12 protein-coding genes are annotated in these 10,398 nt (G+C 72.3%); 2 read left to right on the top strand and 10 right to left on the bottom strand.

What is annotated here, in order from left to right; all coding sequences use genetic code 11:
* From MHW47_RS25840 to MHW47_RS25825, 4 genes are all read right to left on the bottom strand, one after another.
* A partial coding sequence (locus MHW47_RS25840; RefSeq protein WP_239226171.1) for a DUF2637 domain-containing protein occupies nt 1-726 on the bottom strand: 726 nt, incomplete at its 3' end.
* Nucleotides 727-960: 234 nt separating this feature from the next.
* The gene (locus MHW47_RS25835) at nt 961-1,791 is read right to left on the bottom strand and encodes a M23 family metallopeptidase (RefSeq protein ID WP_239226170.1); all 831 of its coding nucleotides are present in this window, start codon (nt 1,789-1,791) and stop codon (nt 961-963) included.
* Between the two features lie 710 nt (nt 1,792-2,501).
* Complete coding sequence (locus MHW47_RS25830; protein ID WP_239226169.1) at nt 2,502-3,341, bottom strand: DUF3558 domain-containing protein; 840 nt, start codon at nt 3,339-3,341, stop codon at nt 2,502-2,504.
* Nucleotides 3,342-3,479: 138 nt separating this feature from the next.
* Nucleotides 3,480-4,340 carry a DUF3558 domain-containing protein gene (locus MHW47_RS25825; protein WP_239226168.1) on the bottom strand — a complete coding sequence of 287 codons (861 nt, stop codon included), beginning with the start codon at nt 4,338-4,340 and terminating at the stop codon, nt 3,480-3,482.
* 170 nt (nt 4,341-4,510) lie between these two features.
* Here MHW47_RS25825 and MHW47_RS25820 point away from each other — a divergent pair, with 170 nt between their 5' ends.
* On the top strand, nt 4,511-5,704 hold the full coding sequence (locus tag MHW47_RS25820) for an RtcB family protein (protein ID WP_239226167.1): 1,194 nt from the start codon (nt 4,511-4,513) through the stop codon (nt 5,702-5,704).
* Between the two features lie 7 nt (nt 5,705-5,711).
* On the opposite strand, the gene MHW47_RS25815 is transcribed toward MHW47_RS25820, so the two are convergent.
* A complete protein-coding gene (locus tag MHW47_RS25815; protein ID WP_239226166.1) occupies nt 5,712-6,470 on the bottom strand; it encodes an SDR family NAD(P)-dependent oxidoreductase in 759 nt (252 codons plus the stop codon).
* Nucleotides 6,471-6,539: 69 nt separating this feature from the next.
* Nucleotides 6,540-6,875 carry a YnfA family protein gene (locus MHW47_RS25810; protein ID WP_239226165.1) on the bottom strand — a complete coding sequence of 112 codons (336 nt, stop codon included), beginning with the start codon at nt 6,873-6,875 and terminating at the stop codon, nt 6,540-6,542.
* Nucleotides 6,876-6,960: 85 nt separating this feature from the next.
* Between MHW47_RS25810 and MHW47_RS25805 the strand changes: the two genes are divergently transcribed.
* Nucleotides 6,961-7,443 (top strand): MarR family winged helix-turn-helix transcriptional regulator, encoded by a 483-nt coding sequence (locus tag MHW47_RS25805; protein ID WP_239226164.1) that lies wholly within the window; start codon nt 6,961-6,963, stop codon nt 7,441-7,443.
* Nucleotides 7,444-7,474: 31 nt separating this feature from the next.
* On the opposite strand, the gene MHW47_RS25800 is transcribed toward MHW47_RS25805, so the two are convergent.
* From MHW47_RS25800 to MHW47_RS25785, 4 genes are all read right to left on the bottom strand, one after another.
* Entirely contained in the window at nt 7,475-8,209 is a 735-nt protein-coding gene (locus MHW47_RS25800; RefSeq protein ID WP_239226163.1) for a Mut7-C ubiquitin/RNAse domain-containing protein, read from the bottom strand.
* Nucleotides 8,210-8,259: 50 nt separating this feature from the next.
* A complete protein-coding gene (locus MHW47_RS25795; protein ID WP_239226162.1) occupies nt 8,260-9,099 on the bottom strand; it encodes an NAD(P)H-binding protein in 840 nt (279 codons plus the stop codon).
* Between the two features lie 113 nt (nt 9,100-9,212).
* Nucleotides 9,213-9,758: a GNAT family N-acetyltransferase gene (locus MHW47_RS25790; protein WP_239226161.1), complete on the bottom strand. Its 546-nt coding sequence runs from the start codon at nt 9,756-9,758 to the stop codon at nt 9,213-9,215.
* Between the two features lie 203 nt (nt 9,759-9,961).
* The coding region (locus MHW47_RS25785) for a helix-turn-helix domain-containing protein (RefSeq protein ID WP_239226160.1) at nt 9,962-10,398 on the bottom strand (437 nt) is incomplete at its 5' end.

Raw genomic sequence — 10,398 nt, 5'->3', positions numbered from 1 at the left:
GGCTGCGGTCACGGCCACCGGCTCCGGCGCCGGGGGCAGGAGCGCCGGTTCGATCCCGGCGGCGGCCAGGCCGGCCGGTCCGGTTTCGGCCAGCGGCACGCCGTACTTCGCGAGGCGCAGCGGCATCAGGGACTCCACGGGCGCCTTGCGGCGCCAGGCGCGGCCGTAGCGGGCCTGGAGGCGGGCCTGGTAGATCAGCCGGTCCTGCTCCAGCTTGATGACCTGCTCGTAGCTGCGCAGCTCCCACAGCTTCATCCGGCGCCAGAGCCGGAAGGTGGGGACCGGGGAGAGCAGCCAGCGGGTGAGGCGGACGCCCTCCATGTGCTTGTCGGCGGTGATGTCCGCGATCCGGCCGACGGCGTGGCGGGCGGCCTCGACGGCGACGACGAACAGGACGGGGATGACCGCGTGCATGCCGACGCCGAGCGGGTCGGGCCAGGCGGCCGCGCCGTTGAACGCGATCGTCGCGGCCGTCAGCAGCCAGGCGGTCTGGCGCAGCAGCGGGAACGGGATGCGCAGCCAGGTCAGCAGCAGGTCCAGGGCGAGCAGGACGCAGATGCCCGCGTCGATGCCGATCGGGAAGACCAGCGAGAAGTCGCCGAACCCCTTGCTCAGGGCCAGCTCGCGCACCGCCGCGTACGAACCGGCGAAGCCGATCGCGGCGATCAGGACCGCGCCGGCCACGACCAGCCCGATCAGCACCCGATGCGTGCGCGTGAGCTGCATCGCAGCCACCCCCCATCCCCTCCCTGTTCCCTGGTCATCGGCGCGGGGACGTGGTTCTGACGTCTCGTCCGCGCCGCCATGGCTTGTTTCCGGCGGGCACAGCCTGGCACATGTGTGCGAGGAGTGTCGCGGGGGGAGGGGGCGGGGGTGTGGGTGGGGTCAGTCCGAGGACTTCTTGCCTGCCGACGAACCGGACTTCGCCAAGGGCTTCTTGGCCTCTGCGCCCGTACGGCGTCAGTGGCGCAGGGATGGGGACTCGTGCGGGGTGAAGTAGGTGCCGTCCTCGGGCACCCCGACCTCTTCGGCACCGTCGTCGTTGCGGTAGCGCCAGGTGAAGGGCACGCCTTGGGCGACCTCCGAGTCGGGGCCGTTCATGAGCTGGAAGTGCATGTGGGGCTCGGAGGAGTTCCCCGAGTTGCCCACCTCTGCCAGGTGCTGGCCGACGCCGACTCGATCGCCCACGGCCACCCGGAGGGAGCCACGCTTCAGGTGCGCGAAACCCGCGTACGTTCCCTGGTCCAGCTTGAGCACGATGTGGTTGCCCCACAGATGCCGTGGCCAGCCCAGGCTGCGGACGAACCCTTCCAAGAAGAGGTAGACGAAGCCGGGCAGTGAGGTGCGGGAGAGGTGGTCACGCTGGTGGTCACCGACGGACACGATCACGCCGTCACCCGGCGCGAGGACGGGGGCGCCGAACGCGGGGTAGTGGTGAGGGCGTCGGCCGAGGGGCCACAGCAGGCTGAACTTCGGATCCGGGTGCGCGGGCGGGTGACAGGTGAGGTCGATCGCGTAGCTCTGCGCATGGCTGTGTGTGTGGCTGGGGACCTTGGTACCCGGTCCGTTGAGGGCCTTCCAGCGCCCCGTGACAGGCACCTCGACCAGGACCGGCTCCTGCCCCCGGGGCGGACGCTGTCTGCGCCACAGGCTCCATCGCATCGCTCCACCGAGCGCCAGGAGGATGACGCCCGCGTACCACAGCGGCCCCAGGCCCTGTCTGTTCACCAGGATGCACAGGGCGCCGGCGGCGAAGAACAGGCCATGGCGTTTCCGCAGGGACAGCAGCAAGAGAGCACCTCTGTTGATCGAAATCGTGGCCCTTAGCGGGTGGCAGGGACGACGACACGTCGGACTCCCGTGGTCGTACGGGAGTGGCCATCACCGGACGGCCTTCGGCAGCTCAGCTTTCGATTTCGCAGGCCGACGCGGCAATAAAGCGGAGCGTGCCCGTCGAATGATCCATGCGAACGCGATTGCAGGCTCTCGTGGGGCTGAGAGTCACCGCACTTACCCCCGTTTAATCGCACCGCTACCGTCTACGCGGTCCCCGGTGTGCGTTCCCCGTTGCGGCAATCACTATAGGAAATTATTACCTTTGGGGATCAAGCCCTTTCTGCGCTGCGTGTCTCACGTGGTTGGCTTGCGGCGGGCGGAGTGACGGCTGAAAAGGTGCCGGGCGTCGGGGTCTTCGTTCGGCCAACCTGCATACCCTTGTGCAAGGGCGTTGAGTTCTCGGATCGCCGTGGCGTGAAATATCCCCGGCAGGGAAGAGTGCGAGAGTGCGTTCCGGCGACAATTTGGCGGGAAAGTGGTGCCCGCGGGGCTGAGAGGCTGCCCCGACTGTCGTGGGCAATTGTTGCGTGTGGTGGACCGCGTCGGCCACGACCAGTCCGATCAGTGCCCGATGTGTGCGCGTGAGCTGCATCGCAGCCACCACCCGTCCCCTCCCCTGTGTGCGAGGAGTGTCGCGGGGGGAGGGGGCGGGGGTGTGGGTGGGGTCAGTCCGAGGACTTCTTGCCCGCCGACGAACCGGACTTCGCCGAGGGCTTCTTGGAGGAGGTGTCGGACGCCTTGTCGGTGTCGCCGTCCTTCGCCTTCTCCGTTGCCTTCGGGCTGGCGGGGGCGCTCTCGTTCGCCTTGGCCACGGCGGCTACCGCGTCCCTGGCCGCCATGGCGGCGCCCTTGAGGACGGTCTCGGCGGAGGGCGTCTTGGAGCCCGCGTAACCGGCGCCGTTGTAGTTGACGACCACGACGACGTTCTCCGTGCGGACGACGATCGTGGTGAACCGGAACGTCTCGCCGGTCTTGTTCTGCTCGTACGTGACCTTCGTGGCCTCGTCGCCGATGCCGGTCACGGCGGCGGACGCGACGTTCTTCGCGTCGTCGGTGGCCTCGGCCTTCTTGACCTGCTTGGCCAGTTCCTCGCCGGCGCGGGACGCCCCGCTGCCCAGGGTCTGGTCGGAGTCGAAGCGGGTGAACCCGACGTCCAGCCAGCGGTACTGGGAGCCCTTGACGCCCTTGTCGTCCAGGCCGTTCCAGGAGCAGCCGCCCCGGAGGGAGGCGTCGCCGGACTTGCTGCGGGTGCCGCTCTTCTTCTTGGCGGAGGGCACCAGGGACTTGACGGTCTTCGACTCGACCGACGCGCAGGGGTCGGGCAGCGCGGCGAACTTCGCGGGCTCCACGGCCGGTTCCGTCTTCGTCGGCTCCGGTGAGGCGGAGGCGGTCTTGTCCGCGTCCTTGTCGCCGTCGGAGTCCGACGAGCAGCCGGCGACGACGAGCATCACCGGTACGGCGGCGCAGGCGAGTATGCGGGTGAGTCGCGAAGCTGATCGGTGCATGGTTCCTTCACTCGGATGGCGCGGCGGTCGGGGGACGGTTCCGGAGGGCCACGGTACGTCGGACGGCGGGCGGGTGCCGCCTCCGCCGGACGGGCTCCGGGGTGGCCGGCAGCGGGGCCGGGCGGGCCCCGGGCGGTGTCAGTCGTCGAACGAATCGACCAGCTGCCGGGCCAGTGCCTGCGCCTTCTCCTGGAGTTCCCCGCTGTCGGGCACCTCGGTGGAGAGGGCGGGCTGGGCGGTGTACTCGACGGTCACGATCACGTTGGATGTGCGGAACACCACGCTGACGGTGCGGTACCGGGCCGTCGATCCGGACCGGGTCAGGACGTCGTCCAGGAACGCGCTGTCGCCGAGGCCGTCGAGGAGCCGGGGCTGGAGGTTGACGGCGGGGTCGCCGGACGCGGAGCCGTCGGGGGTGCCGGTGCCGTCGGAGGGGTCGGAGGCGTCGGAGGAGCCGTCGGCGGTCGCGTCGGGCGTGTCGCCGTCGTGCGCGTCCCCGTCGTCCGCGTCGCCGGGGGCCGCCGCGTCCGAGCCGGACGGGGAGGCGCCGGGGGACGCGTCCGGCGCGGGGGCCGGGAGGTCGGCGGCGCCCTCCTTCTTCGCGTACACCTCGCGGGCCCGGTCGTCGTCGCTCACGGAGGTGTCGTAGGAGACGACGCGCTCGAAGTCGAGGTGGATGCCGCGGCTGCCCTGCGGGGCGTCGGACTTCCAGCGGCAGCCGATGCGCCGGTCGGTGTCGTAGGTGACCGTGGCGGTGCCCTGGAGGGCCTTCTCCTGCTGGGCGTCGGGCAGGTCGGCGGCGCCCGGCAGCAGGTCCTTGAGGGTGGCCAGGGGGACCGCGCGGCAGGCGTCGGGGAGGGTGCGGTACCTGCCCGGGGGCGCGGCGGACTCGGTCTCCGTGCCGGGCTTGCCGTCGGCGCCGGAATCGTCTGCTCCGGCGTTGCCCGTGCAGCCGGCGGCGAGCGCGGCGATGAGCACGGCGCCGATCGCGTACGCCATTCGTCGCACGGTCCTGGGCTCCCTTCGTGCGAAAAACGGTTGCCGCGCGATGGCGGCCGGTGGAGACAATGTGTATCGCACGCGCTGCTGTGAACGCCGGTCGGGCGATGTTTTTGCCGATCTTGGCGCCGGTTTTGCGCTTTGAGACTTTCCGGGGGAATCGAGGGGTTATGTCGTACGTAGAGGTACCGGGGGCGCAGGTGCCCATCCGGATGTGGACCGACCCGGCGTCGGTCGAGGACGTGGCGATGCAGCAGCTGCGCAACGTCGCCACGCTGCCCTGGATCAAGGGCCTGGCCGTCATGCCCGACGTCCACTTCGGCAAGGGCGCCACGGTCGGCTCCGTGATCGCGATGCACGGGGCGGTCTGCCCGGCCGCGGTTGGCGTGGACATCGGCTGCGGCATGTCCGCCGTGAAGACGTCGCTCACCGCCAACGACCTGCCCGGCGACCTGTCCCGCCTCCGCTCGAAGATCGAGCAGGCCATCCCGGTCGGCCGGGGGATGCACCAGGACCCGGTGGACCCGTCCGAGGTGTACGGCCTCGCGGCGACGGGCTGGGACGACTTCTGGCAGCGGTTCGACGGGGTGGCCGAAGCGGTCAAGTTCCGTCAGGAACGGGCCACGAAGCAGATGGGAACGCTCGGCGCGGGGAACCACTTCATCGAGTTCTGTCTCGACGAGGCGGGTTCGGTCTGGCTGATGCTGCACTCCGGCTCGCGGAACATCGGCAAGGAGCTGGCCGACTTCCACATCGGCCGGGCCCAGGGCCTGGCGCACAACCAGGGCCTGGTCGACCGCGACCTCGCGGTGTTCCTCGCGGACACCGAGCCGATGCGGGAGTACCGCAACGACCTGTTCTGGGCGCAGGAGTACGCGAAGCACAACCGCGCGGTCATGATGGCGCTCTTCCAGAACGTCGTCCGCAAGGAGTTCAAGAAGGCCAAGGTCACCTTCGAACCGGTCATCTCCTGCCACCACAACTACGTGGCGGAGGAGCGGTACGACGGCATGGACCTGCTGGTCACCCGCAAGGGGGCCATCCGGGCCGGCTCCGGCGACTACGGGATCATCCCCGGCTCGATGGGCACCGGCTCGTACATCGTGAAGGGCCTCGGCAACGAGAAGTCCTTCAACTCCGCCTCGCACGGCGCCGGCCGCCGGATGAGCCGGAACGCGGCCAAGAAGCGCTTCTCCGCGCAGGACCTGGCGGACCAGACGCAGGGCGTCGAGTGCCGCAAGGACTCCGGCGTGGTGGACGAGATCCCCAGCGCCTACAAGCCGATCGAGAAGGTGATCGACCAGCAGCGCGACCTGGTCGAGGTCGTCGCGAAGCTCAAGCAGGTCATCTGCGTGAAGGGCTGAGGCGCCGCTACGCCGTGCGGTGCACCTTGGTGTTGGACGCCTGGGCGCGCGGGCGGACCACCAGGAGGTCGATGTTGACGTGGCTGGGGCGGGTGACCGCCCAGTCGATCGTGTCGGCGACGTCCTCCGCGGTGAGGGGGGCGTCGACGCCCGCGTAGACCTTGGCGGCCTTCTCCGTGTCGCCCCGGAAGCGGGTGGTGGCGAACTCCTCGGTCCTGACCATGCCGGGGGCGATCTCGATGACCCGGACCGGCGTGCCGACGATCTCCAGGCGCAGGGTCTCCGCCAGCACGTGCTCGCCGTGCTTGGCGGCCACGTAGCCGCCGCCGCCCTCGTAGGTGGACAGGCCGGCCGTCGAGGAGAGGATGACCACGGTGCCGTCGCCGCTCGCGGTGAGGGCGGGCAGCAGGGCCTGGGTGACGTTGAGCGTGCCGATGACGTTGGTCTCGTACATCCGGCGCCAGTCCTGCGGGTCGCCCGTGGCCACCGGGTCGGCCCCGAGCGCGCCGCCCGCGTTGTTCACCAGGACGGCCAGGCTGCGGAACGCGGTCGCGAACTCGTCCACCGCGGCCCGGTCCGTGACGTCCAGCGGGTAGGCCGTCGCCTGGTGGCCGGCCTCGGTGATCTCGGCGGCCAGCGCCTCGATGCGGTCCTTGCGGCGGGCGGTGAGCACGACGCGGTAGCCGGAGGCGGCCAGCCGCCGGGCGGTCGCGGCGCCGATGCCGCTGCTCGCACCGGTGACGACGGCGATGGGGGATGCGGCCATGGTCGGGCTCTCCTCGGACGGCTGATCGATACGGTCCAACCGGGTCAGGATAGGCAGGTCCGGCGCGGGTCAGTGGTCGCGGGGGGCGTACATGATCACGGCCATCCCGGCCAGGCAGATCAGCGCGCCCGCCACGTCCCAGCGGTCCGGCCGGTAGCCGTCGGCGGCCATCCCCCAGGCGATCGAGCCCGCCACGAAGACCCCGCCGTACGCCGCGAGGACCCGGCCGAACTCGCCGTCCGGCTGGAGCGTCGCCACGAAGCCGTACGCTCCGAGCGCGATGATCCCGGCACCGATCCAGGCCCACCCCCGGTGCTCGCGCACGCCCTGCCAGACCAGCCAGGCGCCGCCGATCTCGAAGAGCGCGGCGAGGACGAACAGGGCGGTGGAGCGGAGGACGGACATGGGAGGAGCGTGCCACGGGGTACGGGTGTCCGCGGACCCGGCCCGTCAGCGGGAACTGCCCGGCGCCGCTCCGTAGACTCGGCGCATGCCGCCCGATCCGTCCCCCCGCCGCAGCACGCTGCTGGCCGAGCTGTCCGTCGCGTCGCGGCGCTACATGGCCGCCTACGCGCTGTTCAACCAGGCCGTCGCGGACCGGCTGGGCCTGCACCCCACCGATCTCCAGTGCCTCAACCTGCTCAGCCTGGAGGCGGCGCCCGTCACCACCGGCCGGGTCGCGGAGCTGACCGGGCTCACCACCGGTTCGGCGACCCGGCTGGTGGACCGGCTGGAGCGGGCCGGTTACGTGACGCGCGCCCGCGACACCGCCGACCGGCGGCGGGTCCTGGTGGCGGCGGTGCCCGAGCGCATGGCGGAGTTCGGCGCGGTCTGGGACCGGCTGAACGGCGGCTGGGACGACCTGCTCGACGCGTACGACGACGACGAGGTCGCCCTGCTGCTCACCCACATGCGGCGCACCGTGGAACTGAGCGCCGTGCAGATCGCCCGGCTGCGCGAGGGCGACGCCTGACCGGACGGGGCAGCCCCGCCCGGTCCGTCCGTCAGCCGGCCACCGGGCCGAAGTCGCGGACCGCCTCGGCGACGATCGCCTCCAGCCGGGCGTGGTGCGCGCCGCGCCAGTAGACCCGGCCGCACCGCGCGCACTGCGCGAACACGTCGTACGAACGGCGCGTCCCGTGCTCCAGGTGCGGGCCGACGGTGTCCTTGTCGGCCGCCGCCAGCGGGCCGTTGCAGGCGGTGCACCGGGTCCACGGGGCGAGCGCCGGGGCGAACCGCTCCAGCACGTCCCGCAGCTGCGCGTCGGGCTGGTCGCTGTACACGTACGCGCCGGCCCAGATCTCCCGGCGGTGCAGGAGGCCCCGGTCGCGGGAGAGCAGGACGCGCCGTTCCTTCGCGGAGAGCGCGGCGAGCGCCGGGTCGCCGGGGTCCTCGTTCTCGTACGCGGCGTCGACGCCGAGCAGCCGCAGCCGCCGGGCGAGGGTGCCGAGGTGCACGTCGAGCAGGAAGCGCAGGGGCGCGCCCGGTACGGGCTGCGGGCGGGGGACCGGGCGGACCTGGACCAGTTCGCCCGCGGCCGGGATGTGCGAGGCGGGGGCGGGGCGGCCGTCCACGAGGAGTTCGCCGGCCTCGGTGAGCGGGATGCCGAGGGACTCCACGACGTGCCCGAGGGTGGACGAGCCGTCCGTGACCACGGGCGTCCGGCCGTGGCGGCGTCCGTGGGCCACGAAGAGCCTGAGTTCGGGGGCGACTTCGAGGTGGATCTCCGGTCCGTTCACCCGGTCAGGATGCCATCGGGCGGACGCCACCGGCCACGGGTTTCCGCTCGTCAGCGCCGGAAGGCCGCCGCGTGTTCCGCGGCCCAGGCCGCGAAGGTGCGGGCCGGGTGGCCGGTCAGCGCGGCCACCGCGTCGGTCACCTCGGCGCGGCGGCCGTCGGTGGCCGCCCAGTAGCCGAGCAGGCCCTCGGTGACGTGGGCCGGCATGAAGGGGGACATGGCCTCCTGCCAGGCGGCCGGGGTCATCTCCTCGACGGTGACCGGGGTGCCGGACGCGCCGGACAGGATCTCGACCTGCGCGGCGGCGCTCAGGGACTCGGGCCCGGTCAGGTGGTAGGCGGCGCCCTGGAGCGCCGGTTCGGTGAGCACGGCGAGGGCGGCCTCGGCGATGTCGGTCTCGTGGATGGGGCTGCCCTCGCTGCGGGGGTAGGGCAGGCCGACCGGGCGCCCGGACCGGAAGGCGCCCGACCACTGGTAGGCGTTGGTCGCGAACTCGCCGGGGCGCAGCAGGGTCGTGGTGAGGGGGGAGGCGATCAGGGCCCGCTCCACCGCGTGGTGCTCGGCGGCGATCGGGTTGGTGGCCGGGTCGGGGAGCAGGACCGAGCTGGACGACAGGAGCGCGATGTGGCGCACCCCGGCCGTTCGCGCGGCGGTGAGGAAGGCGTCGATGTGCGCGGGGTTCGCGTACAGGAAGACGGCGTCCACGCCGTCCAGGGCGGCGGGGAAGGTGTCCGGGTCGTCGAGGTCGCAGGTCACGGCCGGGACGCCGGGCGGCGGGTTCAGCTCGGCGGGGTTGCGGGAGGCGGCGCGGACGGGGTGGCCGCCCTGGTGCAGGAGGGTGGTGAGGGCGGCGCCGATGCGGCCTCGGCCGCCGGTGACGAGCGTGAGCACGGATGGTCTCCTCGGAGGGTCGATGGAAGCTGTTCAGTGCATATGCTGTGTGACGCAGGTAAATATTCCGGAGGGCCCCGGCCGCCGTCAAACGGGTTTCGCCGGCCCCGGTGTCAGGCGGGGGACTCCGCGCGCAGGTCCAGCCGCCAGTCGTTGACGAGCAGCGGACAGCCCGGCGGGTACTCGATCTCGCACTCCCCGAGCAGCGTGAAACCCGCCTTGCGGCAGACGCCGTTGGACGGGCCGTTGGCCACGGACGGATAGGCGTGCAGATAGCGGTGCCCGCGCGCGGCCCGCGCCGCCTCGGCCACCACGCGGGTCGCGGCCGACGCGATCCCCCGCCCCTGGAACTCCGGCAGGACCGTCCAGCCGGTCTCGTACACCTCCTGGCCCAGCCAGTGGTGCTCCCAGAAGCCGATCGTGCCCACGGCGTCCGCCACGCCGGGCAGGGCGATGCGGAACATCCGGCCCCGGCCCGTCCGGTCGGCGCTCAGCGCCAGATAGCGGGCGTGCCGCCCCCGCAGCTGCCCCTCCGGCTCCGGACCGCCGAGATGGGTCATCAGCTCCGGCGCGTTGGCGCGGCGCAGCAGCTCCAGGTCGTCCTCCGCCCAGGGCTCGATCCGGACGGACGACGCTGCACCCTGCTCCGTTGCGGCCATGCCCGCACTCTAGGGGGTGTCTGGTGCATCCCCGTGGCGTCGCGACGCCCGGCACGCACGCTCGCCGCGTTGCCGAACAGCCCTGGTAGCTCCGCTACAAGAGCTCTCCGGCGCCTTGCGACCGCACGCACCGGACGCCGCTCCTCCCTCCACGGGGATGCACCAGACACCCCCTGGGGCGCGGCACTGACAATCCGCGGCGGTCAGCGGGGCGTCAGCGCCGTGGGCGGGATGCCGAGCGTCGCCGTGAAGTCCCGGACCAGGTGCGCCTGGTCGCTGTAGCCGAGGTCGGCGGCGAGGGCCGCCCAGTCCACGTCCGGGCCGGCGGCGGCGCGCTCCAGCGCCTCGTGGATGCGGTAGCGGAGGACGACCCACTTCGGCCCCACCCCCACGTACGCGGCGAACAGCCGTTGCAGGGAGCGGGGCGACACGCCCTCGGCGCGGGCGAGTGCGTCGACGCGCAGGATCGTCCGGTCCGTGCGCACCAGGTCCACCAGGGCCATCGCCCGCTCGGCGCGCGGGTCCGGCTCCGGCCCGACCGCCAGCAGGTACGCGTCCAGCGCGGCGACCCGCTCGTCCTCGGCCTCCGGGTCCAGCACGGCGGCGGGCGGCGCGGGCGGCTCGAACACCCCGGCCGCCG

This window comes from Streptomyces sp. OfavH-34-F, assembly GCF_022347745.1.
In the GTDB taxonomy this organism is placed as follows: domain Bacteria; phylum Actinomycetota; class Actinomycetes; order Streptomycetales; family Streptomycetaceae; genus Streptomyces.
Note: the sequence above shows the minus strand (reverse complement) of the source record. Positions and strands in the feature narration are given on the sequence as shown.